General features: G+C 70.6%; 14 protein-coding genes. 12 read left to right on the top strand and 2 right to left on the bottom strand.

Going from position 1 to position 26514, the window contains the following annotated elements; all coding sequences use genetic code 11:
- Positions 1 to 3: 3 nt before the first annotated feature.
- Together cydD and QFZ74_RS29260 are read left to right on the top strand one after the other, a co-directional pair.
- A complete protein-coding gene (gene cydD, locus QFZ74_RS29265; RefSeq protein WP_307623851.1) occupies positions 4 to 3561 on the top strand; it encodes a thiol reductant ABC exporter subunit CydD in 3558 nt (1185 codons plus the stop codon).
- 312 nt (positions 3562 to 3873) lie between these two features.
- On the top strand, positions 3874 to 5619 hold the full coding sequence (locus QFZ74_RS29260) for an FUSC family protein (RefSeq protein ID WP_307623850.1): 1746 nt from the start codon (positions 3874 to 3876) through the stop codon (positions 5617 to 5619).
- A gap of 57 nt (positions 5620 to 5676) precedes the next feature.
- Here the strand turns inward: QFZ74_RS29260 and QFZ74_RS29255 are convergent, their stop codons facing one another.
- A complete protein-coding gene (locus QFZ74_RS29255) occupies positions 5677 to 7968 on the bottom strand; it encodes an FdhF/YdeP family oxidoreductase (RefSeq protein WP_307624317.1) in 2292 nt (763 codons plus the stop codon).
- A 303-nt stretch (positions 7969 to 8271) separates the two neighbouring features.
- Between QFZ74_RS29255 and QFZ74_RS29250 the strand changes: the two genes are divergently transcribed.
- The 5 genes from QFZ74_RS29250 (at position 8272) to cydB (ending at position 15741) form a co-directional block, all read left to right on the top strand.
- Complete coding sequence (locus tag QFZ74_RS29250) at positions 8272 to 10893, top strand: ATP-dependent Clp protease ATP-binding subunit (protein WP_307623849.1); 2622 nt, start codon at positions 8272 to 8274, stop codon at positions 10891 to 10893.
- Positions 10894 to 10939: 46 nt separating this feature from the next.
- Positions 10940 to 11221: a hypothetical protein gene (locus QFZ74_RS29245; protein ID WP_307623848.1), complete on the top strand. Its 282-nt coding sequence runs from the start codon at positions 10940 to 10942 to the stop codon at positions 11219 to 11221.
- A gap of 75 nt (positions 11222 to 11296) precedes the next feature.
- Complete coding sequence (locus QFZ74_RS29240; RefSeq protein WP_307623847.1) at positions 11297 to 12685, top strand: glucose-6-phosphate dehydrogenase; 1389 nt, start codon at positions 11297 to 11299, stop codon at positions 12683 to 12685.
- Positions 12686 to 13155: 470 nt separating this feature from the next.
- Positions 13156 to 14715 (top strand): cytochrome ubiquinol oxidase subunit I, encoded by a 1560-nt coding sequence (locus QFZ74_RS29235; RefSeq protein WP_307623846.1) that lies wholly within the window; start codon positions 13156 to 13158, stop codon positions 14713 to 14715.
- Between the two features lie 18 nt (positions 14716 to 14733).
- Positions 14734 to 15741: a cytochrome d ubiquinol oxidase subunit II gene (gene cydB / locus QFZ74_RS29230; protein ID WP_307623845.1), complete on the top strand. Its 1008-nt coding sequence runs from the start codon at positions 14734 to 14736 to the stop codon at positions 15739 to 15741.
- Positions 15742 to 15855: 114 nt separating this feature from the next.
- Here cydB and QFZ74_RS29225 read toward each other — a convergent pair whose 3' ends face one another.
- Positions 15856 to 17112, bottom strand: a complete 1257-nt coding sequence (locus QFZ74_RS29225; protein ID WP_307623844.1) for a CdaR family transcriptional regulator — start codon at positions 17110 to 17112, stop codon at positions 15856 to 15858.
- Between the two features lie 155 nt (positions 17113 to 17267).
- On the opposite strand from QFZ74_RS29225, the gene QFZ74_RS29220 reads away from it, so the two are divergent.
- The 5 genes from QFZ74_RS29220 to QFZ74_RS29200 all read left to right on the top strand — a co-directional run bounded on the left by QFZ74_RS29220 (position 17268) and on the right by QFZ74_RS29200 (position 26501).
- Positions 17268 to 18764, top strand: a complete 1497-nt coding sequence (locus tag QFZ74_RS29220; protein WP_307623843.1) for a class I adenylate-forming enzyme family protein — start codon at positions 17268 to 17270, stop codon at positions 18762 to 18764.
- Positions 18765 to 18805: 41 nt separating this feature from the next.
- On the top strand, positions 18806 to 20596 hold the full coding sequence (locus QFZ74_RS29215; RefSeq protein ID WP_307623842.1) for a DUF3556 domain-containing protein: 1791 nt from the start codon (positions 18806 to 18808) through the stop codon (positions 20594 to 20596).
- A complete protein-coding gene (locus QFZ74_RS29210) occupies positions 20593 to 22017 on the top strand; it encodes an NAD(P)/FAD-dependent oxidoreductase (protein ID WP_307623841.1) in 1425 nt (474 codons plus the stop codon). The genes QFZ74_RS29215 and QFZ74_RS29210 overlap by 4 nt, the downstream gene beginning before the upstream one ends.
- 164 nt (positions 22018 to 22181) lie before the next feature.
- Complete coding sequence (locus QFZ74_RS29205) at positions 22182 to 23870, top strand: FUSC family protein (RefSeq protein WP_307623840.1); 1689 nt, start codon at positions 22182 to 22184, stop codon at positions 23868 to 23870.
- 111 nt (positions 23871 to 23981) lie between these two features.
- Positions 23982 to 26501 (top strand): ATP-dependent Clp protease ATP-binding subunit, encoded by a 2520-nt coding sequence (locus tag QFZ74_RS29200; protein WP_307623839.1) that lies wholly within the window; start codon positions 23982 to 23984, stop codon positions 26499 to 26501.
- Positions 26502 to 26514: the final 13 nt, after the last annotated feature.

The following is a 26514-nucleotide window of genomic DNA, read 5'->3' as shown; positions in this document are numbered from 1 at the left end:
ATCATGCGACCTGTCGATCCCCGGCTGCTGGCCTACGCCCGCACCACCCGCGTCTTCCTCGTGGGCTCCGTGATACTCGGCGGCCTCAACGCCGCTCTCCTCGTGGCCCAGGCGAGTCTCATCGCCGAGATCGTGGTGCGAGCGTTCCAGCAGCACTCGTACGACCTGACCGGGCCCTTGCTGGGCCTGGTCGCCGTTGCCGCCGGGCGCGCGCTCGTGGCGTGGTTGACCGAACTCACGGCCCATCGGTCGGTGGCCCGCGTGAAGTCCACCCTGCGAGGGCGGCTGCTGGAGCACGCCACCGCGCTCGGCCCGTCCTATCTGGCGGGCCGGCGCACCGGTGAGCTGGCCACACTGGCCACCCGGGGAATCGACGCGCTGGACGACTACTTCTCGCGTTACCTGCCCCAGCTCGCCCTCGCGGTCGTCGTACCCGTGGTCGTGCTGGCCCGGATCCTCGGGGCCGACTGGGAGTCGGCGGCGATCATCGCGGTGACGCTGCCGCTGATCCCGATCTTCATGATCCTGATCGGCCTGGCGACGCAGGCCAAGATGGACAAGCAGTGGGCGGGGCTCTCCCGTCTCTCGCACCACTTCCTCGACGTGGTGGCCGGCCTGCCGACCCTGAAGATCTTCAACCGGGCCAAGGCGCAGGCCCGGTCGATCAACGGCATCACCAACGACTTCCGCAAGTCGACGATGCAGACCCTGCGGATCGCCTTCGTCTCCTCGTTCACGCTGGAGCTGCTCTCCACGCTGTCGGTGGCGCTGGTCGCGGTGGGTATCGGCTTCCGGCTGGTCAGCGGATCGCTGGATCTGGAGACCGGCCTGCTGGTGCTGGTCCTCGCCCCCGAGGTCTATCTGCCCATCCGCCAGGTCGGCGCGCTGTACCACTCGAGCGTGGAGGGCCTGACCGCGGCCGGCGAGATCTTCGAGGTCCTGGAGACCCCGCGGCCGAAGACCGGTTCCGCCCCGGCCCCGGCCCTGGCCGACGCCGAGATCACGCTGTCGGGCGTACGCGTCGAGTACCCGGGCCGCTCGGCCGCCGCCCTCGACGACGTCTCCCTGACCGTCGCGCCCGGCGAGACGGTCGCCCTGACCGGCCCCAGCGGCGCGGGCAAGTCCACGCTGCTCTCCGTCCTGCTCGGCTTCGTACGGCCCTGTGCCGGTACGGTGCGGGTCGGCGGGCGCGAGCTGGACTCCCTCGACCCGGACAGCTGGCGCGGCCAGATCGCCTGGGTGCCGCAGCATCCGCACCTGTTCGCGGGCACGGTCGCCGAGAACGTCCGGCTCGCCCGGCCGGACGCCACCGACGCCGAGGTCCGCGCCGCGCTGGAAACGGCCCACGCGCTCGACTTCGCCGAGCCGGAGATGGTGCTCGGCGAGGGCGGCGCCGGTCTGTCCGCCGGGCAGCGTCAGCGCATCGCGCTGGCCCGCGCGGTGCTCGCGGACCGGCCGCTGGTGCTCCTGGACGAGCCGACCGCCAACCTCGACGGCGACAGCGAGGCCGCGGTGGTCGAGGCCGTCCGCCATCTCGCCGTCGGCCGCACCGTCCTGCTCGTTGCCCACCGCCCGGCGCTGCTCTCCATCGCGGACCGGCGCGTCCACCTGACCCTCCCCGAGACGGAGACCGAGCCGGTCACGCCGGACCCCCTGCGCGCCGTACGTACCGCCGTCGTGGACCCGGTGGCCCCCGCCAGCAGCCCCGAGCGGCCGGCGATCCCCTCCCCCGACGAACCCGCCGGGAGCACCGAGGACGCCTCCGCCGGTGAGGGCGGCAAGCGCTCCCGACTGTCGCTGCGCGCCGCTTGGGAGCCCCGCAAGGACGACAGCCGGCCACGCCTCGGCCTCGCCACCCTCCTCGGTTCGCTCGCGCTCGGCTGTGCCGTCGCGCTGCTGTCGACCTCCGGCTGGCTGATCTCGCGCGCCTCCGAGATGCCGCCGATCCTCTATCTGATGGTCGCGGTGACCTCGGTCCGCGCGTTCGGCATCGGGCGCAGCGTCTTCCGGTACGCGGAGCGGCTGGTGTCGCACGACGCGGTGCTCAAGGCCCTCGGCGGCGTACGCACCGCCGTGTACCGCCGTCTGGAGAAGCTCGCCCCGGCCGCGCTGCCGGGCTACCGCCGCGGCGATCTGCTGGCGCGCCTGGTCTCCGACGTCGACTCGGTCCAGGACCACTACCTGCGCTGGCGGCTGCCGGCCACGGTGGCCGCGATCGTCTCGCTCGGGGCTTCCGTCGCGGTGGCGTTCCTGCTGCCGTCGGCCGGCGCGGTGCTCGCCGTGGGGCTGGTGCTGGCCGGCGCTGTCGTACCGGCGCTCGCGATCCGCTTCTCCGGCCGGGCCGAGCGGCAGCAGTCCCCCGCCCGCGGCCGGCTGGCGACCTCGGTCGTCGACACCTTCACCGGCACCGCCGAGCTGACCGTCGCCGGTGCCCTGCCGGCCCGGCTGGCCGCGGTCCGCAGCGCCGACCGGCGTCTGACCGACCTCGCCGCCCGCTCGGCGACGACCACCGCGCTCGCCGCCGGTCTGATCGCCCTGATCACCGGGCTGACGGTCACCGTCAGCGCCGCCCTGGGCGTCGACGGCGTGGCCGCGGGCGTACTGCCGGGCGTGTGCCTGGCGGTGGTGGTGCTCACGCCGCTCGCCGCGTTCGAGGCGGTCGCCGGTATGCCGGTGGCCGTGCAGTTCCGCGAGCGTGCCCGTGCCGCGCGCGCCCGTCTGGACGAGGTGCTCTCGGCTCCCGAGCCGGTCGCCGAGCCCGCCGATCCGCGGCCGCTGCCGGCGGACCCGGACCCGCTGGCCGTCCGCGGCCTCACCGCCCGCTGGCCCGGCGCCGCGCGTGACGCGATCCAGGGCATCGACCTGGACCTGGCCTCCGGGCGCCGGATCGCCGTGGTGGGCCCGTCCGGTTCGGGCAAGACGACGCTCGCGCAGGTGCTGCTGCGGTTCCTGGACCAGACCTCGGGTTCGGTGACCCTCGGCAGCGGTGAGCAGGCCGTCGACACCCGCGAGATCGCCTCGGACGACGTCCGCCGGGTGATCGGGCTGTGCGCCCAGGACGCCCACGTCTTCGACAGCTCGCTGCGGGAGAACCTGCGGCTGGCCGCCCCCGAGGCCGACGACGCCGAGCTGCGGGCCGCGCTCGCCAAGGCGCGCCTGCTGGACTGGGTCGACAGCCTGCCCGCCGGTCTCGACACGATGGTCGGCGAGCACGGCGCCCGCCTCTCCGGCGGCCAGCGGCAGCGGCTGGCGCTGGCCCGGGCCCTGCTCGCGGACTTCCCGGTGCTGATCCTGGACGAGCCGGCCGAGCACCTGGACCTGCCCACCGCGGACGCCCTCACCGCCGACCTGCTCGCCGCGACCGAGGGCCGTACGACGCTGCTGATCACTCACCGGCTGGCCGGCCTGGACGACACCACCGTCGACGAGGTCCTGGTCCTCGACGACGGCCGGATCGCCGAACGCGGCCGCTGGGCGGAGCTGGTCGGCCGCGAGGACGGTCGGCTCCGCGCCCTGTGGGAGCGCGAGCAGCAGACGGACGATCTGGCCGCCGCGGCCTGACGCCGACGTACGAAAGCGGGCCCCGCAGGCATCCTCAGGGATACGTGCGGGGCCCGCCGCGTTGCGGCGTGATGGGTGGCGGACCGAGCCGCAATTCCCGCGTCGGGAGCTCCGAATAGCCGCGGCGAGAGTCGACTCGCCAATTCAAACAGGCATCAAAAATTTGCCTCGCAAAAAAGAGTCACACAGGCCACTAAAGCTGGAATGTGCGCCCGGAATTCGGAGAGTCGCGGGAATCGGAAAGCCGAAGTCCCCACCGGGCCCCTCGCTCCGCGACCGCCACGCGTCGGAGACAGGTGATATACACCCTGTATGTCCTGTTCGCGCCCTCCCGATCCCCCCACGACCAGGAGTGGTTGGCGGCGCGTGCCGGGCAGGCTGGCGAAGCTGCTGTCACCGCGCGGCACGTTCGCCCTGAACCGGGTGGACGGGGCGCTGGCCTTCGCCCTGCGGGCCGCGCTCGCCATGGCGGTGCTGGCCGTTCCCCTGGTGCTGGCCGGGCAGACCCAGCTCGCCGTCCACGCCATGCTGGGCTCCTTCACCACGACGTTCGGGCGCAACCTGCCCTACGCCCACCGGTCCCGGGTCCTCGCCACCGCCGGGCTGGCCATGACGGCGTGCGTGGCCGGCGGTTCGGCCCTGTCCGCCTGGGCGCACCCGGAGGAAAGCGGTACGGGGGCCGCCGCGGTGGTGGTGGCGACGGCGCTGATTGCGGGGCTCGCGAAGTTCTTCTGCGACGCGACCCGGCTGAGCGGTCTCGGCGCCGTGCTGCTGATCTTCTCCTTCGCCGTGGCGGCCAACACGACCGCGTCCTTCTCCGACGTCCTCCCGCAGACCGGCATGGCCGCGGCGGGGGCGGCCGTGGCCTGGGCGCTGGCGGTCTCCGGCTGGCTCGTCCACCCGGACCGTCCGCAGCGCCTCGCGGTGGCCGCCGCCCTGCGCGAGCTGGCCGACCTGCTGGAGACGACGGGCGGCGCGCTGCACGTGCCGCGGTTCGCGCGGCACCGGGCGACCTCCGCCGTCCTGCAGGCGTACCGGTCGCTCGGCATCGCGCCGCCGCCGGTCGCCGGGCACGTAGACCGGGGCGGGGTGTGCGCGCGTCTGACCGATCTCGCCTGGTCGCTGCTGATCGACAGCGCGAGCAAGCCGCCGAAGCGCCCCGAGCGCCTCGCCACGCTCCTGCGCCGGCAGGCCGCGCTCCTCACCGACCGGCGGACGCGGGACACCCCGATCCTGTCCGAACTGTCGTACCCGCCCCCGGCCGTACGGGGCACGCGGCCCGAGCCGGCCGATCCCTCCGTCGTACGGGCCGCCGAACTGCTGACGGGGCAGCGGCCCGGGTATTCCGGCCATCATCTGTCCGTCCTGCTCGTTCCGGCGCTGCGGATGGTGCTCGGCACCGGTCTCGCGGGCGCGCTCGCCGAGATCCTGGGCCTCGGGCACGCGTACTGGGCGGCGATCTCGGCCGCGGCGGTCCTGCACTCGGTCAACGTGCGCACGGCGGCCGTACGGGCCTTCCAGCGCACCCTGGGCACGCTCGCCGGGCTACTGATCGCCCTCGGGGTGCTGGCCGCGGACCCGAGCCCCCTGGCGCTGGTCCTCGTGCTCGTCCTCCTGGAGTTCCTGCTGGAGTACGTCGTCGTCAGCAACTACGGCCTGGGCGTCGTGTTCGTGACGCCGCTGGCGCTGCTGCTGACCGATCTCGCCGCCCCGGAACCCGCCGGGGCGCTGATCGAGGACCGGGCGCTGAGCAGCATCCTGGGGATCGTCGTCGGTCTGCTCTGCTCGCTGCTGCTGGTGCACGACCGTGCCGCGGTCCGCGTGGAGCGGGCCATGGCCGCGTGCGACAGGGCGGCGGGGCAGGCGGAGCGGGTGCTCGACGAGCGGGTGACGGCGGCGTATCCGGAGGCCCAGATGCACCTGGCCGCGGCCGTCGTGGACCTGCGGGAGGCCGACGACGCCGCGGCGGGCGAGCTGTGGCAGGCGGAGATCGATCCCGCGGAGCTGGCCGCGGCGGAACAGCGCGCCTACCTTCTGCTGGAACGATTCGTCCGGTAGCGGTGACGTCAGTCGCGTCACCACCACCGGACGATGGTTCAGGCCTTCCCGTCCCGGCTACAGGGCGCGGGTGATCGTGGCCTTGACGTGCTTCATGATCGGCTGGTCGCTCTCCGTGCTGTAGTCGCACAGGGCGCAGAGGACGTTCATCTCGGGCATGTAGCCGAGAGCGTTGCCGCGCGGGACGTTGTACGGGATGGCGAGGAACCCGTTCAGCTGGCGGGTGCTGCCGTCCCGGGCGTGGCTGGTGATGTCGACGGGGTCGAACTCCGTGATGCCACGCTCCCGCATGTCATCCGCGTTCATGAAGACCAGCGTGCGCAGGTTCTTGATGCCGCGGTAGCGGTCGGTGTCGGTGTAGATGCTGGTGTTCCACTGGTCGTGGGACCGCATGGTGCCCAGGGCCAGCTGACCGGGGGCCGGGACCACGTCCGGCACCGGGCCGGCGGCGAACTCGGCCTTTCCGGTCGGCGTGAGGAAGATCAGCTCGCGGGCGGGCTGCTTGATGCGGAAGCCCAGCGGCAGCCGGACCCGGCGGTTGAAGTCCTCGAAGCCGTCCAGCACCCGGGACATGGTGTCGCGGATCCGGTCGTAGTCCTCGATGTACCACTCCCACGGGGTCTCGCTCTCGGGCAGGGCGGCGCGCGCCATGCCGGAGATGATCGCGCACTCGGACAGCAGGTGCGGCGAGGCGGGCTTCTTCATGCCGATGGACAGATGAACCATGCTCATCGAGTCCTCGACGGACTGGCTCTGCAGGCCGCCCTTCTGCATGTCCTTCTCGGTACGGGCGAGGCACGGCAGGATGAGCGCGTCCTTGCCGTGGACGATGTGGCTGCGGTTCAGCTTCGTGCTCACCTGGACGGTGAGATCGGCCTTGCGCAGCGCCGCGTAGCTGTGCGGGGTGTCCGGTACGGCGAGAGCGAAGTTGCCGCCCATCCCGATGAACACCTTGACGTCGCCGCGGTGCAGCGCCTTGAGGGTGCCGACGGTGTCCAGGCCGTGCTCGCGAGGCGCGTGGATCTTGCAGACCTCGTCGAGACGGTCGAGGAACTCCGGAGCCGGGTGGTGGTCGATGCCGCAGGTGCGGTTGCCCTGGACGTTGCTGTGTCCGCGCACCGGGGAGGGGCCGGCACCTTCCCGGCCCAGGTTGCCGCGCAGGAGCAGCAGGTTGACGATCTCACGGACGCTGGAGACGCCGTGCTCGTGCTGGGTGACACCCAGGCACCAGCTGACGATACTGCGGTCGGCCTCGCGGTAGATCCGCGCGGCCTTGAGGATGTCCGCGCGCGGGATGCCCGACTGGCGCTCGATCTCCTCCCAGGACGTGCTCTCGCACAGGTTCTTATACTCGTCGAAGCCACTGGTGTGGCGCTGGATGAACTCCCAGTCCACGGCCTTTGGGTCGGACTGCGCCATCTCCAGGACGGCCTTGCCGATGCCGCGAATCAGGGCCAGGTCGCCGCCGATGCGCACCTGAAGGTTCAGGGTGCTGGTCGGCGTGGACTTGAACAGCGCCATGTCCATGAAGTCGTGCGGAATGATGGCGCGGGTGGCGGCGGCCTCGACCAGCGGGTTGATGTGCACGATCTGGGCGCCGCGGTGGTAGGCCTCCACAAGGGAGGTCAGCATCCGGGGAGCGTTGGATGCCACGTTCACACCGATGATGAACAGGGCGTCCGTCGCCTCCCAGTCGACGAGGTCGACGGTTCCCTTGCCAGTGCCCAGGGACATCATCAGGGCGCGACCGCTGGCCTCGTGACACATGTTGGAGCAGTCGGGCAGGTTGTTGGTGCCCAGCTCACGAGCCATCAGCTGGTAGAGGAACGTCGCTTCGTTGCCGAGGCGGCCGGATGTGTAGTACGACGCCTGGTTCGGGTTCTCCAGGTTGCGCAGGTGGCGGCCGACCAGCTCGAAGGCGTCCTTCCAGCTGATGGGTACGTAGTGGTCCGTCTCGGCGTCGTAGACCATGGGCTCGGTCAGCCGGCCCGCGTCCTCCAGCGCGAAGTCGGTCCACTCGGAGAGCTCGGACACCGTGTGGTTGGCGAAGAACTCACGGGTGACGCGCTTGGGGGTCATTTCCCAGGCGACGTGCTTGATGCCGTTCTCGCAGATGTCGAGCTTCAGGCCCTTCATGTCATCGGGCCACGCGCATCCCGGGCAGTCGAAGCCCGTCCGCTCGTGGTTCATCCGCATGATCGCCTGCGGACCGTCCACCAGCTCGCGCTCATTGACCAGGAACTTGGTAACAGCCTTGGCCGCACCCCAGCCCGCGGCGGGGTGGTGGTAGGGATGATATTCCGGTGGTCCCGAAGGAACGGGGCCTACCCGCGGCTCCCTCTGTTCCAGATCCTCATCGAAGGCGTTCAAGTTGCTCACCCTTCCACCATTCGGGCGTGGGCCGCTACACGGCGATTTGTCCTCAGGCTATGCCTGCCGAACATTCCGCGCCAGACGACTCGCGAAATGCATGCCGCCGCATAAACCCGGCAACTACGAAGCCCTCTTCAAAGGTGAAGTCCTCTTCAAAGGTGTCGTGCGCCGCAATACGCACCACTGGACCGGCTCCGGGGCAGCGGGAAATCGCCCCGCTTGCGGAGCCGTTGGTATCGCGTTTGAGTATTGAGTATCCCCCCGTCACCAGGAGATGTCATGTCGATGTCGTTTGGATCCGCTTTCGGATCGTCGGATCCGTTCAGCGATCTCTTGAATCGGTTCTTCGGCATGTCGCCCGCTTCGTCACCGCCCGCGGTGCAGCGCGTGCCCATCGGACGGCTGCTGACCGACGCGGCCCAGGAGCTCATCAACCTCGCCGCGCAGCGGGCGGCGGAGGACGGGACGTCGGAGCTCGACACCGAGCACCTGCTGTGGGCCTCCACGAAGGTCGACCCCGCACGTGCCCTGATCGCCCGGGCCGGCATCGACCCCGACTCGCTCGCGGACAAGGTCGCCGACGCGCTTCCCCAGGAACCCGGCGAGGCCTTTGCCGAACCCGGCCTCACCCCGGCCGCCAAGCGGACCCTGGGCGAGGCGTACGCGCACGCCCAGGACATGGGCTCCACTTATATCGGTCCCGAACACATCCTCGGCGCCCTGCTCGCCGACGCCGACTCGGACGCCGCCCGTCTGCTGCGCGACTACGCGCCGGACGTCAAGCGGCTGCGTGGGGCGGCGGCGGAGCAGCCGGGCCGGCCCGAGGGTGGCGCCCAGGCGAAGAAGCCGACGACGACGCTGGACGAGTACGGTCGGGACCTCACCGAGGAGGCCAAGGCCGGCAAGCTCGACCCGGTCGTGGGCCGCGCCGAGGAGATCGAGGAGACCGTCGAGATCCTGTCCCGGCGCTCGAAGAACAACCCGGTCCTGGTCGGTGAACCGGGCGTCGGCAAGACCGCGATCGTCGAGGGCCTCGCCCAGCGGATCGTGGCCGGGGACGTGCCCAACACCCTGAAGGACAAGCGGGTGGTGGCGCTGGACCTGTCGGCGATGATCGCGGGTTCGCAGTACCGGGGCCAGTTCGAGGAGCGCCTGAAGAAGGTCATCGAGGACGTCCAGGAGTCGCATGGCGACATCATCCTGTTCATCGACGAGCTGCACACGGTCGTCGGGGCGGGTGCCACCGGCGAGGGCTCGATGGACGCGGCGAACATGCTCAAGCCGGCGCTGGCGCGCGGTGAGTTGCACGTCGTGGGCGCGACGACGCTGGACGAGTACCGCAAGTACATCGAGAAGGACGCGGCGCTGGAGCGGCGGTTCCAGCCGGTGAAGGTGCCCGAGCCGAGCGTCGACGAGACCGTGGAGATCCTGGAGGGTCTGCGGGACGCGTACGAGGCGCATCACGGCGTGCGGTTCACGGACGGGGCGCTGGCCGCGGCGGCCGCGCTGTCCGACCGGTACATCAGTGACCGATTCCTGCCGGACAAGGCCATCGACCTCATGGACCAGGCCGGTGCGCGGGTCCGCCTGCGCGCCGCCAGCCCCTCGCCCGAGCTGACCGAGCGCGAGGAGCACATCGCGCGCCTGCGCCGCGAGTTGAACCAGGCGGTCGCGTCGGAGGACTTCGGCAGGGCGTCCGAGCTGAAGAAGGAGATCAGCGAGGCGGAGAGCGAACTGACCGGGATGGAGGAGCGCCGCGAGGGCGTGGTCACGGTCGACCTCAAGGACATCGCCGACGTGGTGGCGCGGCGGACCGGCATTCCGGTCTCGCAGCTGACGGAGAGCGAGAAGGAGAAGCTCCTCAACCTCGAAGAGGACATGCACACCCGCGTGGTCGGCCAGAACGAGGCGATCGCGGCCGTGTCGCAGGCGGTGCGGCGCAACCGTTCCGGCATGGGCGACCCCGACCGGCCCGTCGGCTCGTTCCTGTTCCTGGGGCCGACCGGTGTCGGCAAGACGGAGGTCGCCAAGACCATCGCGGAGAAGCTGTTCGGCAGCGAGGACAAGCTGGTCCGCTTCGACATGAGCGAGTTCCAGGAGAAGCACACGGTCGCCCGGCTGGTCGGCGCCCCTCCCGGGTACGTCGGCTACGAGGAGGCCGGTCAGCTCACGGAGAAGGTGCGCAGGAACCCGTACTGCGTGGTGCTGTTCGACGAGATCGAGAAGGCGCACCCGGATGTCTTCAACGCCTTGCTGCAGGTGCTGGACGACGGCATCCTGACCGACGCGCAGGGCCGTACGGTGAACTTCCGGCACTGCGTCATCATCATGACGTCCAACATCGGCGCCCAGCTGATCATCGACCACGAGGGCGATGTCTTCGAGATCAAGGGCGAGTTGATGGACATGCTGCGGGGCTTCTTCCGCCCCGAGTTCCTCAACCGGATCGACGACATCATCGTGTTCAACGGGCTGAGCGAGAAGGACCTGGAGCAGATCCTCGACCTGCTGCTGGCCAAGACCAGCAAGCGGCTGGAGGCGCAGGGGCTGGGCCTGGAGATCACGGAGCCCGCGAAGAAGCTCCTCATCGCCCACGGCTATCAACCGGAGTTCGGTGCCCGGCCGTTGCGCCGCACCATCCAGACCGAGGTCGACAACCGCATCGCCACGCTGCTGCTGAGCGGCGACGCCGAGCCGGGTGACACGGTCGTCGTCGACGTCCGCGAGGACAGCCTGCATGTCACCGTCCGCGGCAAGGACGGCGACAAGGACAAGGCCCCCGCGAAGACCGCGAAGGCGGCGAAGAAGACCACCACGGAGAAGAGCAGCACGGACGCCTCGAAGAAGGGTGACACCAAGAAGCCGCGCAAGACGGCCAAGAACGACGACGACACCGCCTGACGGCGCCGGGTCCCGTAGGTTCCGGTCCCCTTGACCAGGAGGAAGCATGGTGCATCACCACAAGTCGAACCAAGAGGTCGAAGGAAACCCGGACACCGGACACGGGCGCGGCATGCCCCGGCGCCCCAACGCGGACGAGCTCGCCGAGCGCACGGCGGTGGACCGCCAGGCCCTCGGTCTCCCCACCCACCGGAGCACCCCGGAGCGGGTGTACGAGGACGAGGTCGTCGAGATCGACCGTCAGGTCGAGGAGGGCAAGCTGCCCACCGAGTCGAGAAGGCCACGCAAGGACCGTCCGCCCTTCCCTCCAACGCACTACGACGTCTGACATCGCAAACCCCTACCGCGATCGGGCCGGCCTCCGTGCCGGCCCGGCTGCCGCCGAGGCAGGGAGCAGCAGCCTATGGACACGTCCTGGACGGCCGACGCCCTGGTGATCTTCGGGGTGACCGGGGATCTCGCGCAGAAGATGACCTTCCCCGCGCTGTACCTGCTGGAGCGGCGCGGGCTGCTCGACGTCCCGGTGATCGGGGTCGGGCGCCGTGAGCTGACCGACGCCCAGCTGGCGGACCGGGCGCGCAAGGCGATCGAGGAGTCCGGTGAGCACGTGACCGACGTGGTCTTCGACCGGCTCGCCCGGCGGCTGACGTACGTCGCGGGCAACGCCTCGGATCCGGCGACGTACGAGCGGCTCGCCCAGCGTCTTTCCGGCTGCCGCCGTCCCCTCTACTACCTGGCGATGCCGCCCGCGCTGTACGCGCCGATCGTGGAGCAGCTCGGCGCGGCGCGACTGGTCGCGCGGGCGCGGGTGGCGGTGGAGAAGCCCTTCGGGCACGACCTGGCGTCGGCGCGGGCGCTGAACCAGCTGCTGTGCCAGGTGCTGGAGGAGGAGCAGATCCTGCGCGTCGACCACTTCCTGGGCAAGGAACCGGTCATCGAGCTGGAGTACCTGCGGTTCGCCAACACGGCGATGGACGAGCTGTGGCACCGCGACAGCGTCTCGGCGATCCAGATCACGATGGCCGAGGACTTCGGGGTGGCCCAGCGCGGCAGCTTCTACGACGAGGTGGGCGCGCTGCGCGACGTCGTGGAGAACCATCTGCTGCTCGTCCTGGCCCTGGTGACGATGGACCCGCCGGTCGGTCCGAGCGCGGAGGACCTGTGGGCCAAGAAGGTCGAGGTGCTGCGGGCGACGCCCGCGGTCGAGGTGCGCGACTACGTGCGTGGGCAGTACCTCGGCTATCTCCAGGTGCCGGGGGTGGCGCCGGGGTCGACCACCGAGACTTACGCGGCGCTGCGGATGCACATCGACAACTGGCGGTGGGCCGGGGTCCCGGTCTTCATCCGGGCAGGCAAGGAGCTGCCGGTGTTGGACACCGAGGTGCGGCTGATGCTGCGCGAGCCGCCCCGGCTGGGCTTCCTGCCGGATCCGAACCAGGTGGCGGCGAACCAGATCGTGCTGCGGATCGACCCCGACGCCGGAATGCGGCTGGACCTTTCGGCGCTCGACCAGGACAACAGATGGCGCCGAATCCCGCTCGAAACGGTATTCGCCCGTGAACTGGGGAAACCGCAGGCGCCGTACGAAAGGGTGCTGTACGCCGCACTGACGGGAGACGACCGGTATTTCGCGCCGTTCTCGGTCGTGGAACAATGCTGGCGCATCGTCCAGCCGTTGCTGTCCTATCCCCCGCCGGTGTTCCCTTATCCGGTGGGTTCCTGGGGGCCGCCGGAAGCCGAGGCCCTGGTGGCCGACTATCCGCCGTGGCAGCAGCCCTGGCTGCCGGAGTGATTCCTTTATTCTCTCCGAATATCTGTGTAGGCTCCAGTATCCACCGGCGCGTGAACCGAAGTCAAAGAAGCGACTTCGATGATCCAATAGGTCGCACCTATGCATTGCGGGTGACCGCATCCCGGCCTCAGCCGGGCCTGACCAGGGGTATCGCCCCTGGTCAGAAGCATGTCGATGAGAGATAACCTCCACCTATCGCCTCATCAAGCCCCCCTCTTTGACTTCCTCGGGGAATCTCCCCATGATGATCGGCGAGCGCTAATTCAGCATTCCCTGGCACGGGAGAAAACAGCATTCGCCACCGCGGAAAACACCGCCGACCGTCTGTGCGAACGCGACCATATGCGACATATCGGTGCCATTGCCGACATATACCCACTCCTGTGTGCTGCTGAATTATTCACATACGTAGGCGATCGCGGAGATATCCGCTTTTGCGAGCGGCACCGTGGAGTGAGGAGAAATCTGCCGTGGACCTAGCAGCCTTGTCCCCGGACACCATCGCGCGATGGCAATTCGGCATGACCACCGTCTACCACTACTTCTTCGTGCCACTGACGATCAGCCTGGCAGCGATCACGGCCGGCCTGGAGACGGCCTGGGTCCGTACGGGGAGGGAGAAGTACTTCCATGCCACCAAGTTCTGGGGCAAGCTCTTCCTGATCAACATCGCGATGGGCGTCGTCACCGGTCTGGTGCAGGAGTTCCAGTTCGGTATGAACTGGTCGGCGTACTCCCGCTTCGTCGGTGACGTCTTCGGCGCTCCCCTCGCGCTCGAGGCCCTGCTGGCCTTCTTCTTCGAGTCGACCTTCATCGGTCTGTGGATCTTCGGCTGGGACAAGCTGCCGAAGAAGCTGCACTGCGCCTGCATCTGGATCGTCTCCATCGGAACGATCCTGTCGACGTACTTCATCCTCGCTGCGAACTCCTTCATGCAGCACCCGGTGGGCTACCAGATCGACAAGGCCTCCGGAAAGGCCCATCTGACCGACATCGCCGCCGTGCTCTTCCAGAAGATCACCGTGGTGACCGTCATCCACAGCATCACCGCGGCGTTCCTGACCGGTGCGGCCTTCGTCATCGGCATCTCCGCCATCCACCTGTTCCGCGCCAAGCGGCGCGAGCTCGCGGGCAAGAAGAACGACCACAAGCAGGTCGCGGCCATGCGTACCTCGCTGCGCGTCGGTCTGACGCTGGCCGTGATCTTCGGCCTCGGCACCGCGATCAGCGGTGACAGCCTCGGCCAGGTGATGTTCCAGCAGCAGCCGATGAAGATGGCCTCCGCCGAGGCCCTGTGGAACACCGAGGCCCCGGCCCCGTTCTCCGCCTTCGCCATCGGTGACGTGAACCAGGGACGCAACGTCGTCGACATCCAGGTCCCGGGCGTGCTGTCCTTCCTGGCGCACCACGACTTCCACAGCGCGGTCCCCGGCATCAACGACACGGCGGCCGCCGAGGCGGCCAAGTACGGCGGCAAGCCCTCCGACTACCTGCCGAACGTCCCGGTGACGTACTGGGGCTTCCGGGCCATGATCACCTTCGGTATGACGTCGTTCATGCTGGGTGCGGCCGGCCTGTGGCTGACGCGGCGCAAGTTCTGGGTGCACCCGGACAAGTACACCGGCGAGTGCGACGTGCCCCGGATGATGCTCACCAACAAGCGTGAGCTCGGTCCGATGCTGACCGGTCTGGCCTGGCGGGCCGCCATCTTCACCATGGCCTTCCCGCTGATCGCCAACAGCTTCGGCTGGATCTTCACCGCCATGGGCCGTCAGCCGTGGGCCGTGGTCGGCCTGCTGCGCACCGTCGACGGTGTCTCGCCCGGTGTCTCGGTCACCGAGCAGCTGATCACCCTCATCGGGTTCGCCGTGCTCTACCTGATCCTCGCCGTGGTCGAGGTCAAGCTGCTGGTCAAGTACGCCGGCGGTGGCCCGATCACCTCGGAGCGGCCGCCCGCCAAGGACCCGCAGCTGCGTACCGAGGCCGGCGCCGAACAGGACGCCGACAAGCCGCTCGCCTTCGCCTACTGATACAGAGAGACCGAGACCGTGCACCTCCATGATCTATGGTTCTTCGTCATAGCCCTGCTGTGGACCGGCTACTTCTTCCTCGAGGGCTTCGACTTCGGCGTGGGCATCCTGACCCGGGTCCTGGCCCGCGGGGAGACCGAGCGCCGCGTCCTGCTCAACACCATCGGCCCCGTCTGGGACGGCAACGAGGTCTGGCTGGTCACCGCGGCCGGCGCGACCTTCGCCGCCTTCCCCGACTGGTACGCCACCATGTTCAGCGGCTTCTACCTGCCGATGTTCGTCATCCTGGTCTGCCTCATCCTGCGCGGTGTGGCCTTCGAGTACCGGGCCAAGCGCAACGGCACCGCCTGGAAGCGCAACTGGGAACTGACCATCTTCATCACCTCGCTGGTGCTGGCCTTCCTGTGGGGCGTGCTCTTCGCCGCCATGGTCCACGGCCTGCCGATCAGCGCCGACAAGGAGTACGTCGGCGGCATCTCCGAGCTGGTCCAGCCGTACGCCCTGCTCGGCGGCGTGATGACCGTGGTGCTGTTCACCTTCCACGGCGCGATCTTCGCGGCGCTGAAGACCGTCGGTGACATCCGCGGCCGGGCCCGCACCCTGGCCACGCGCCTGGGCGTGCTGGTCTTCCTCCTCGTCGCGGCCGTCCTGACCTGGACCCAGGTCCAGACGGGCAACCCCCGCAGCCTGGTCGCCGAGGTGATCGCGCTGGTGGCGCTGCTGATCGCGCTGGCCTTCAACGGCCGCGGCCGCGAGGGCTGGGCGTTCGTCTTCTCCGGCCTCACCGTGGTGGCCACCTTCGCGATGCTCTTCCTGGCCCTGTTCCCGGAGGTCATGCCCTCCAGCCTGGACGCCGCCTGGAGCCTGACGGCGGGCAACGCCGCGGCCAGCCCGTACACGCTGAAGATCATCACCTGGGTCGCCGCGTTCGCCACCCCGCTGATCCTGCTCTACCAGGGCTGGACCTACTGGGTGTTCCGCAAGCGCATCGGTACCCAGCACATCCCGGCCCCGGTGCACCACTGACCGGAGCCGGTCACACCGACGCCCGGGACCACCCGGCGCCCCGTGAACCATGCCGCGCCCCCGCCGAACTCCTCGGCGGGGGCGCGGCATTTCCGTACGGTTCGACGGCCGGGTTCAGGTCAGGACGGCGTCGCCGAACCAGTGCGCGGCGAGCAGCGCGACGCGCACGTTGAAGTCGTCGTCCAGGCTGCGGGCGCCGTCCGGCAGCAGAGCCGTCGCCTGCCGCACCCGGTACTGGATCGAGTTGCGGTGCAGGTTCATCGTCTGTGCCGCGGCCGCGTGACTGCGGTGCTGGGTGAGAAAGGTCCGCAGCGTCTCGCGCAGGGTGTCGCCGCGGGTACCGGACTGCGCCAGTTCCCCCAGCGTGACCGCCACGAAGTCCCGTACCGCACCGAGGTCCTTGGCCATCAGCGCGACGGGGGCCACCTCGACATAGTGCACCCAGCGCGGGCGACGGGCCTGGGCGTCCTTGTTCTGCGCGCTGCCCAGCCGGGTGGCGAGGATCTCCTTGACCCGGGCGGCCTGACGCGCCGAGGCGCGAAAGCCGGCCAGGTCCGCACCGGGCCGTCCGATGGCGGCGTGCAGGAGGGTGCCCTGCGGTGGCACCAGGTCCTCCGGTCGAACGCCTCCCGAGGCGGGCAGCGCCAGCCACAGGCGCGCCTCGTGTTCGTCGGTCGGTACGACGAGGGTCGCGCGGGCCCGCAGCACCGTACCGGCGTGCGCGCGTACGTCCTCGACGGCGGTGACCAGGTCGAAGGAGCTCATCCGGCCGACCGGCCACAGCTTGCACGCGACGTGGACCGCGTCCAGCGGATACCGCAGGGCCTGCTCGGCGGCGGCCCGGTCGACCGCGCCGGCGCCCAGCAGTTCGTTGACCCAGTGCTGACGGACGCCGCCCTGGCTGGCCACCCACCGCTCGCGCTCGCGCTCGTAGGTGCGCCCGACCTGCTCGCAGATCTGGTCGATGTACTGCGCCGAGCGGCGGACCATCGTCACGACGAGCGAGGCGCGGTGTTCGGACGGTACCTCGTCCAGGTAGCCGAGGGCGTGGTCGAGGACCTGGGCGTGGCCGATGCGGTAGGCGCGGATGAGCGCGGACTGGGGAACGTCGCGCTGGGCCAGCACGCGGGCGTAGGCCAGAGCGGAGGACGGTGCCTCCAGGAGGTCGGCGTCGAAGTCCTGCTTGAGGAAGTTCAGCGCGGCGACGACGTTCTCGGCGATGCTCGCCTCCAGCAGGGAGCGTGTGGCGGCGTCGTGGTCCAGGTCGCTGATCTGTCCGAGCACCATCTGCACCATGCCTGCGACGATCTCGTGCCGGTCCGCCCCCAGACGGTCCACCAGCTGAGCGACCTGGGCCTGTTCTGTCGGCATGGCCGAACTGTACGGCGTCGCCGTCCCCTTGTGTTTGTGCCGGGGGCACGAAAGGAGCCGAAGATCTTGTGACGCGCGGCCGTCGCCCCTGCCGGACGACCGGCTCTACCTTCACCTGGATCCGTCCCCTCGCCGTCCCTGAGGTGAAGCCCCCCATGAACCTGAGCCGCCTGCCCGCCGTGCGCCGCGAACAAGCCCCCGAGGCCCCGGCCCTCACCGACGACAGCCACGGCGTCCTGTCCAACGCCGCGTTCGCGGACCAGGTCGAGCAGTACGCCCGTCACTTCGCCGGCCACGGCGTGCGCGCCGGTGACATCGTCGCGGTCAAGCTCACCAACCGGGTCGAACTGGTGGTGGCACTGTTCGCCGCCTGGCGGCTCGGGGCCGCGCTCAGCCCGGTCAACCCCGCCCTGACCGCGGTGGAGACGCGCTACCAGCTTCAGGACTGCCGGGCGAAGGCCGTCGTCGTCGAGGAGGCGGCGACCGAACTGCCCGACTCGGTCACCGTCTTGACGCTGGACGAGCTGGCCGCGCCGGCGCCCTCGCGGACCGCCCTTCCCGAGCTGCCCGAGGACCCGGACGCCGGGGCGGACGACCTCGCTCTGGTCATCTACACCAGCGGAACCACCGGCCGCCCCAAGGGCGTCGAGCTGCTGCACCGCAACCTCGACGCGATGACCGCGGCGATGGTCGAGTCGATGAAGATGAGCGAGGACGACCAGCTCCCCCACAGCCTGCTCATCCTGCCGCTGTTCCACGTCAACGGCATCGTGGTCAGCATCCTCTCGCCGCTCAGGGCCGGCGGTCAGGCCACCATCATGGGCCGCTTCAGCGCCTCCAGCTTCTTCACCATCCTGGAGAAGTCCCGCCCCACCTTCTTCTCGGGTGTCCCGGCGATGTACGCGATGTTCGCGAACCTGCCGCCGGAGGTGCAGCCGGACACCTCCTCGCTGCGCTTCGTCATCTGCGGTGCGGCGCCCATGCCTCCGCAGCTCATCGAGGTGATCGAGAAGCGGTACGGCGTCCAGCTCATCGAGGGGTACGGGCTGTCCGAGGCGACGTGTGCCTCGACGTGCAACCCGCTGGACGGCGTGCGCAAGCCCGGCACGGTCGGCGTCCCGCTGCCCGGCCAGACCGTCGCCATCATGGGCGAGGACGGGGAACTGGTCACCGACGGCGGCCTCGGCGAGGTCGTCATCAGCGGGCCGACCGTGATGCGCGGCTACCTCGGCCGGCCGGAGGAGACCGCCAAGGCCATCCAGGACGGCCGGCTGCGCACCGGCGACATCGGCCGGCTCGACGAGGACGGCTATCTGGTCCTCGTCGACCGCGTGAAGGACATGATCATCCGGGGCGGCGAGAACATCTACCCCAAGGAGATCGAGACCGTCCTGCACGACCATCCCGCCGTGCTGGAGGCCGCCGTCGTGGGCCGCCCCGACGCCGTACTGGGCGAAGTCCCGGTCGCCTTCGTGTCGTTGCGCGACGGCGCGACGGCCACGCCCGGCGAGCTCACCGAGTTCCTCGCCGAGCGGCTCGCGCCGTACAAGCGCCCCGTCGAGGTCCTCGTCGTCCCCGCCGTCCCGAAGAACGCCGTCGGCAAGACCGACAAGCCGACGCTGCGTCAGCAGGCGCTCGTACCTTCCGCCTGAGCCCGTCCCCTGCCGCCACGAGACACAAAGGTGTGACCCTCATGGGCTTCATGAAACCCCGGCTCGCTCCCGTCGAAGCCGACACCTTCCGCTCCCTGCCGCGCCGCGAGCGCCTGGAGATCCTCACCCGTCACTGGGTGGAGCACGGCTTCGGCAGCCCCTACGCTGTGTTCCTCTTCTACGTCGTCAAGTGCCTGCTGTACATGGGCGGGGCAGCGCTCGTCATCTCGCTGACCCCCGGCCTCGGACCGGTGACGGACATCGCCGCCTGGTGGTCCGAGCCGATCGTCTACCAGAAGCTGATCGTCTTCACCCTCCTGTGGGAGATCGTCGGCCTGGGCTGCGGATCCGGCCCGCTCACCTCCCGCTTCAACCCGCCGATCGGCTCCGTCCTGTACTGGCTGCGGCCGGACACCATCCGGCTTCCCCCGTGGCCGGACAAGGTCCCACTGACCCGCGGTGACCGCCGCGGCGTCGTCGACGTCCTGCTGTACGCCGCCGTCCTCGCCTCCGGCATCTGGCTGCTCGGCCGCCCCGGCGACGGAACCCGCATCACGGGCTTCGGACACGTGGGCCTCATCGACCCGACGGCGGCCGTCCCGCTCATCGCGACCGTGGCGATCCTCGGCCTGCGCGACAAGACCATCTTCCTGGCGGCGCGCGGTGAGCAGTACTGGCTGTCACTGCTGATCTTCTTCTTCCCGTACAACGACCAGTTCATCGGCTTCAAGCTCGTCATGCTGGCGATCTGGTGGGGAGCGGCGACCTCCAAGCTCAACCACCACTTCCCGTTCGTGGTGGCCACGATGATGAGCAACGCGCCCCTGATCCCCTCGCGCCGCCTGAAGCGGCTCTTCTACCGCGACCACCCCCGCGACATCCGCCCCGCGAAGCTGCCGTTTCTGCTCGCGCACGTCGGCACGGCCACCGAGTACCTCGTCCCGCTCTACCTCGTCTTCATCGGCGACGGCGGCTGGTGGACGTGGGCGGCCCTGATCTACATGGCCGTCTTCCACCTGCACATCCTGTCGACGGTGCCCATGGGCGTGCCGCTGGAGTGGAACATCTTCTTCATCTTCTCGCTGTTCTACCTCTTCGGCGCCCACGGCGACCTTTCTGTCCGGGACCTCCAGTCGCCCTGGCTGCTCGCGGTGATCCTGCCGAGCCTGGTGCTGCTGCCCCTCCTCGGCAACATCCGGCCCGACCTCGTCTCCTTCCTGCCCGCGATGCGCTATTACGCCGGCAACTGGGCCACCAGCGTCTGGGTGTTCACCGGTGACGCCGTGGACCGTCTGGAAGCGGGCCTGACCACGTCGATGCGGCTGGCCGCCCACCAGCTGGAGACCCTCTACGACCCGGACACCGCTCTGCTCACGATCAGCAAGGCGGACGCCTTCAGGTCCATGCACGCGCACGGCCGTGCCCTCAACGGCCTCGTCGACCGCATCGCCGACGGCCAGGACGACGCCGTCAGGGTCGAGGGAGAAGTGATCGCCGGCTTCGCCATCGGCTGGAACTTCGGCGAGGGCCACCTCCACGACGACCAACTGCTGCGCGCCGTCCAGGCCCGCTGCGACTTCGCGCCCGGCGAGGTGCGGGTGATCTGCCTGGAGGGCCAGCCCATCCACCGGCAGACTCAGGCGTACGAGATCCACGACGCCTCCCTCGGCCTGCTGGAGCGCGGCCAGGTCAAGGTCCACGACATGCTGGAGCGGCAGCCGTGGCCCACGGACGGCCCCGACTACCCCGTCTACGACGTGGAGACGCTGCACCCGCTCCAGCCGGTGGCAGGGCAAGCGCGGCCCGTGCCGCCCATGGACACCGCGTCATGACCTCGGCGGTCGTCGTCGGCGGCGGGCCCAACGGGCTCGCCGCCGCGGCCCTCCTCGCCAAGGAGGGCCTGGACGTCACGCTCCTGGAGGCCGCGGACGAGGTCGGCGGCGGCACCCGCAGCCATGAGGCGCTCGTCCCCGGGCTGCTGCACGACCACTGCTCGGCCATCCACCCGATGGCCGTCACCTCCCCGGCCATGCGCGCGCTCGACCTTCAACGGCACGGCCTGCGCTGGAAGTCGGCGGAGGTGGACTGCGCGCATCCGCTCGATGACGGCAGCGCGGGGGTCCTGCTGCGCTCCGTCGAGGAGACCGCCCGCATGCTGGGCCCCGACGCCCGCCGCTACCGGGCGCTGTTCGCCCCGTCGGTCCGCGACTGGGACGCGCTCGCCCAGGACATGATGGGCCCGTTGCTGCGCGTCCCGACGCACCCGCTGCTGCTCGCCCGTTTCGGCCTGCCGACCACCCTGCCCGCGACCGTCCTCGCGCGCCTCTTCAAGTCCCCGCAGGCACAGGCTCTTTGGGCCGGGGTCGCGGCCCACGCCTTCCGTCCGCTGACCGGACCCTTCACCTCCGCGATCGGGCTCGGCATCCTCACCGCCGGGCACGCGGCGGGATGGGCCGTCGCCGAGGGCGGTTCGCAGTCCATCGCCCGCGCGCTGGAGAGCGCGTTGCGCGCACACGGCGGCACGATCCGCACCGGCGTCCGCATCACCGACGCCGCGCAGATCCCGCCCGCCGACGTGACCCTCCTCGACCTCGACCCCGGCCAGGTCGCCGCCGTCTACGGCGACCGGCTGCCGACACGGGTACGGCGCGCGTACCGGCGCTTCCGCCGCGCCCCGGCCGCCTTCAAGCTCGACCTGGCCGTCGAGGGCGGGGTGCCCTGGACGAACGAGGACGCGCGGCGCGCGGGAACGGTGCACGTGAGCGGTCCGCTCGCCGAAGTGGTCCGCTCGGAGCGGGAGGTGGCGGAGGGACGTATGCCCGAACACCCCTTCGTCCTGGTCGGTCAGCAGTATCTGGCCGACCCCGGCCGGTCGGTGGGCGACGTCCACCCCGTGTACACCTACGCCCACGTCCCGCACGGCTACGACGGCGACGCGACCGAGGCGATCCTGGGTCAGCTGGAGCGGTTCGCCCCCGGCGTCCGCGAGCGGATCGTGGGTCGACAGGTCACCCGGCCCGCCGACTTCGCCGCGGCCAACGCCAACTTCGCGGGCGGCGACATCATCACCGGCGCCAAGACCGTCCCCCAGCTCCTCCTGGGCCCGCGTGCCGCTCTCGATCCGTACTCCACCGGTGTGCCGGGGGTGTTCGTGTGCTCGGCGGCCACTCCCCCGGGTCCCGGGGCGCACGGCATGTGCGGGGCGGGGGCGGCGGCGTCCGCGCTGCGCCACCTCGGGGTCCGGGCGGCATGACGGCACGTCACAGGGGTGGTCCCGGTGTGGACCACGCGCCGCCGGACGTCAGTTGAACGATCAAGCACCCGACCGGGGCGAGGTGATATATACCGCCCATGCCCCTCTCGCGCCCCGACGTCCCCTCCATACCCGGTCAGACATCGCGACGCACGGTCGCGGCGATGACGCGCGTCCTGTCCCCGCGCGGGGCTCTCGCCCTGCATCCGGTCGACGGCGCCGTGGTCTTCGCGCTGCGCGCGGCCCTCGCCATGGCGCTGGTCGCGCTGCCCGCCGCATGGGTGGGGCGCCCCGATCTCGCGGTGTACGCGATGCTGGGCTCCTTCACCACGACGTTCGGCCGCAACCTGCCCTATCCGCGCCGGGCGCGGGTCCTCGCCGTGGTGGCGCTGGCCATGACGGCGTGCGTGGGCGGTGGTTCGGCGCTCGCCGCCCTGGCCCGGCCGCACGAGACGGACACCGGCGCCTTCGTGGTGGTCGTGGCGACGGCCGTGGTCGCCGGAGTGGCGAAGTACGTCTGCGACGCGGCCCGGTTGAGCGGGCTCGGCACGGTGCTGCTGCTGTTCTCCTTCGCGGTGGCCGCCAACGACGCGACCGCGCTCGGCGACGTCCTCCCGCAGACCGCCCTGGCCGCGGCGGGCGCGGCGGCGGCCTGGCTGCTGGCCGTCTCCGGGCGCCTCGTCCACCCGGACCGGCCGCAACGACTCGCGGTGGCCACCGCCCTGCGCGCGTCGGCCGCGCTGCTGGAGGCGGCCGAGGGCGGGACGGGGCGGGCCCGGCACCGGGCGACGGTCGCCGTCCTGCAGGCGTACGACTCGCTGGGGATCGCCCCGCCAACGGAGGACCGGGCCGCCGGCCGCGAGGGGACCTGCGTCCGGCTGACCGACCTGTCCTGGTCGCTGCTGGTCGGCTCGGGGCAGCTGTCGGCGGCCGAACGCGCCGCCCGCGCACAGCACTTGCGTGAGCAGGCGCGGCTTCTCCTGGACCGGCACCGCAGGCTGCCCGCCCTCCTGCCCGAACTCGCCGTCCCGCCCGCGCAGGCCGCGGTCTGCTGTGTCTCGCGGTTGGCGGCGGCACGGCCCGATCCGGCCGCCCGCCGCGCGGCCGAACTGCTGGTGGGCCGCAGGCCAGGGGGCGCACGGCACCGCGCGGTGCTGGCCGTTCCCGCGCTGCGCATGACCCTCGGTACGGCGGTGGCGGGCGGGCTGGCCGTCGTCCTCGGCCTGGAGCACGGTTACTGGGCGGCGATCTCGGCCGCCGCCGTCCTGCACTCGGTCAACGTACGCACCACCGCGCAGCGCGCCGTCCAGCGGACCCTCGGCACGGTCGTCGGGCTGCTGCTCGCGCTCGGCATCCTCGGCGCGGGCCCCGAACCGGTCGAACTCGCCCTGGTGATCGTGCTGATGGAGTTCCTGCTGGAGTACGTCGTGGTCCGCAACTACGGCCTCGGCGTCGTCTTCGTGACGCCCCTGGCCCTGCTGCTGAGCGACCTGGCCGCGCCCGCCCGCGCCGGTGACCTCGTCCACGACCGGGTGCTCGGCAGTGTGTGGGGCATCGCCGTCGGGCTGGCCTGCGCGCTGCTGGTGGTCCACGACCACGCCGCGGTCCGGGTGGAGCGGGCGCTGGCCGCGTGCACGGAGGCGTCGGAGCGGGCCGAGCGCGCGCTGGCCGACCCTTCCGAAGGTCCGCTTCCCGTCGTGCAGGTGCGTCTCGCCGTGACCGTGGTGGAGCTGCGCGAGGCCGACGACGCGGCGGCCGGGGAGCTGTGGCCGGCCGGGATCGACCCGGCCGCACTCGCCTCCGCCGAGCAGCGCGCGTACCTCCTGCTGGAACGGCTCCACCACCGGCGCTGACGGTGAACCGCCCGGTGGCGGAATCCAATTGTGCCGATCTTGCTGACGCCGCCGAGAGGGTGTGCTTAGCCTGGGGCTCCGTACAGGGGGGCTGTGTGGAGGGAGTCTCGCATGTCGATGCCGCCTGCCGGTTCTTTCGGGTCCTTCGGTTCCTTCGAACCCTCGGATCCCTTCTCCGATCTGCTCAACCGTTTCTTCGGCATATCCGCCGCGTCCTCACCGCCCGCCGTCCAACGCGTCCCGGTCGGACGGCTGCTGACCGACTCCTCCCGCGAACTCATCGCGCGCGCCTCGCAGCGGGCCGCCGAGGACGGCAGCGAGGACCTGGACACCGAGCACTTGCTGTGGGCGGCCACCCAGGTGGAGCCCGCGCGTTCGCTGCTCGCCCGGGCCGGCACCGATCCCGACGCGCTGGCCAAGGAGTTGGAGGGTTCGCTGAGCGCGGGCAGCGGCACGCCCTCCGCGCAGCCGGGCCTCACCCCCGCGGCCAAGCGTGTCCTGATCGGCGCGCACGCCCGCTCCCAGGCGGCCGGAGCCTCGTACATCGGGCCCGAACACATCCTTCAGGCACTGCTGGATCCCAGCAACGACCAGGCGGGCGTGGTGGCCCGCAACCTCGGCGTGGACACCGACGCGGTGGCGCGCGGCGCGCAGTCCGCGGCCCGCGCCGAGGCCCCACAGGCGCCCAGCCAGACGCCCACCCTGGACGAGTACGGCCGTGATCTCAGCGCCGAGGCGAAGGCGGGGCGGCTCGACCCGGTCGTCGGCCGGGGCGAGGAGATCGAGGAGACCGTCGAGATCCTCTCGCGCCGCTCGAAGAACAACCCGGTGCTCATCGGCGAGCCCGGCGTCGGCAAGACCGCCATCGTGGAGGGCCTCGCCCAGCGCATCGTCGCCGGGGACGTGCCGAAGACGCTGGAGGGCCGGCGGGTCGTCGAGCTGGACCTGGCCGGGATGGTCGCCGGGGCCAAGTACCGCGGCGAGTTCGAGGAGCGGCTGAAGAAGGTCATCGACGAGGTGACCTCCGCCTCCGACGAAGTGATCCTGTTCGTCGACGAGTTGCACACCGTCGTCGGGGCCGGCTCCGGCGGCGAGGGCTCGATGGACGCGGGCAACATCCTCAAACCGGCCCTCGCCCGCGGCGAGTTGCACGTCGTCGGCGCCACCACGCTGGACGAGTACCGCAAGTACGTCGAGAAGGACGCGGCCCTGGCCCGCCGCTTCCAGCCCGTGCAGGTCCCCGAGCCCACGGTCGCGGAGACCATCCAGGTCCTGGAGGGTCTGCGCGACTCCTACGAGGCCCACCACCAGGTGCGGTTCACCGACGAGGCGCTGGTCGCGGCGGCCGAGCTGTCCGACCGCTACATCGCCGACCGCTTCCTGCCCGACAAGGCCATCGACCTGATCGACCAGGCCGGTGCCCGGGTCCGGCTGCGCTCGCGCGGCAAGTCGACGGAGGTGCAGGAGCGCGAGGACCGCCTCGCCCGCCTGGGCCGCGAGAAGGACGAGGCCGTCAGCAGCGAGGAGTTCGACCGGGCCAAGGAGCTCAAGGAGCGGATCGCCGAGCTGGAGAACGAGATCGCGCAGATCGAGGAGCGCCGCGAGGGCGTCGTCGCGGTCACCGAGAACGACATCGCCGACATCGTCTCCCGCCGCACCGGCATCCCCGTCTCACAGCTGACGGAGAGCGAGAAGGAGCGCCTGCTCAAGCTGGAGGAGGCCCTGCACGACCGGGTCGTCGGCCAGGACGAGGCCGTGCTCGCCATCTCGCAGGCGGTGCGGCGCAGCCGGGCCGGCATGGGCGACCCGGGGCGTCCGGTGGGCTCCTTCCTCTTCCTCGGCCCCACGGGTGTGGGCAAGACGGAACTCGCCAAGGCCCTTGCGGAGTTGCTCTTCGGCGACGAGAACCGGCTGATCCGCTTCGACATGAGCGAGTTCCAGGAGAAGCACACGGTCTCCCGGCTGGTCGGCTCCCCGCCCGGCTATGTCGGCCACGAGGAGGCCGGGCAGCTCACCGAGAAGGTCCGCCGCCAGCCGTACAGCGTGGTGCTCTTCGACGAGGTGGAGAAGGCCCACCCCGACGTCTTCCACACGCTGCTCCAGGTCCTCGACGATGGCCGGCTGACCGACGCCCAGGGCCGCACCGTGGACTTCCGCAACACGGTGGTGATCCTGACCAGCAACATCGGCTCGCAGCTGATCCTGTCCCACCAGGGCGACGTGGACGAGATCCGCGACCAGCTGATGTCGGTGCTCCAGGGGCAGTTCCCGCCGGAGTTCCTCAACCGCATCGACGACACCATCGTCTTCCACGCGCTGACGCAGGAGGACCTGGGGCGCATCGTCGACCTGCTGCTGGAGCGCAGCCGGCGCCGGGTGCGGGCCCAGGGCTTCGAGCTGGAGGTCACCGAGGCCGCGAAGAAGTTCCTGGTCGAGCGGGGCTACCAGCCCGCGTTCGGGGCCCGGCCGCTGCGCCGGACGATCCAGACCGAACTCGACAACCGGATCGCCACGCTGGTGCTCTCGGGCGCGGTCGACAAGGGCGACACCATCGTGGCCGACGTGGCGGACGGCGCGCTGGAGGTCAGCGTGCGCCCCGGCGACACCAAGGAGGAGAAGCAGGACTCGTGACGGCGTCACCGGG

It is taken from the genome of Streptomyces sp. V3I7 (assembly GCF_030817495.1).
GTDB lineage: Bacteria > Actinomycetota > Actinomycetes > Streptomycetales > Streptomycetaceae > Streptomyces.
The sequence above is the reverse complement of the archived record's forward strand: the minus strand, read 5'-3'. Positions and strand labels throughout refer to the sequence as shown.

Excerpts from the sequence above, each read along its gene's own strand:
- QFZ74_RS29225 (WP_307623844.1), bottom strand. The coding sequence starts at position 17,112 with ATGCCGACAGAACAGGCCCAGGTCGCTCAGCTGGTGGACCGTCTGGGG.
- QFZ74_RS29250 (WP_307623849.1), top strand. The coding sequence starts at position 8,272 with ATGTCGATGTCGTTTGGATCCGCTTTCGGATCGTCGGATCCGTTCAGC.
- QFZ74_RS29260 (WP_307623850.1), top strand. The coding sequence starts at position 3,874 with ATGTCCTGTTCGCGCCCTCCCGATCCCCCCACGACCAGGAGTGGTTGG.
- QFZ74_RS29205 (WP_307623840.1), top strand. The coding sequence starts at position 22,182 with ATGACGCGCGTCCTGTCCCCGCGCGGGGCTCTCGCCCTGCATCCGGTC.
- QFZ74_RS29245 (WP_307623848.1), top strand. The coding sequence starts at position 10,940 with ATGGTGCATCACCACAAGTCGAACCAAGAGGTCGAAGGAAACCCGGAC.
- QFZ74_RS29200 (WP_307623839.1), top strand. The coding sequence starts at position 23,982 with ATGTCGATGCCGCCTGCCGGTTCTTTCGGGTCCTTCGGTTCCTTCGAA.
- QFZ74_RS29210 (WP_307623841.1), top strand. The coding sequence starts at position 20,593 with ATGACCTCGGCGGTCGTCGTCGGCGGCGGGCCCAACGGGCTCGCCGCC.
- QFZ74_RS29220 (WP_307623843.1), top strand. The coding sequence starts at position 17,268 with ATGAACCTGAGCCGCCTGCCCGCCGTGCGCCGCGAACAAGCCCCCGAG.
- cydD (WP_307623851.1), top strand. The coding sequence starts at position 4 with ATGCGACCTGTCGATCCCCGGCTGCTGGCCTACGCCCGCACCACCCGC.
- QFZ74_RS29215 (WP_307623842.1), top strand. The coding sequence starts at position 18,806 with ATGGGCTTCATGAAACCCCGGCTCGCTCCCGTCGAAGCCGACACCTTC.
- QFZ74_RS29240 (WP_307623847.1), top strand. The coding sequence starts at position 11,297 with ATGGACACGTCCTGGACGGCCGACGCCCTGGTGATCTTCGGGGTGACC.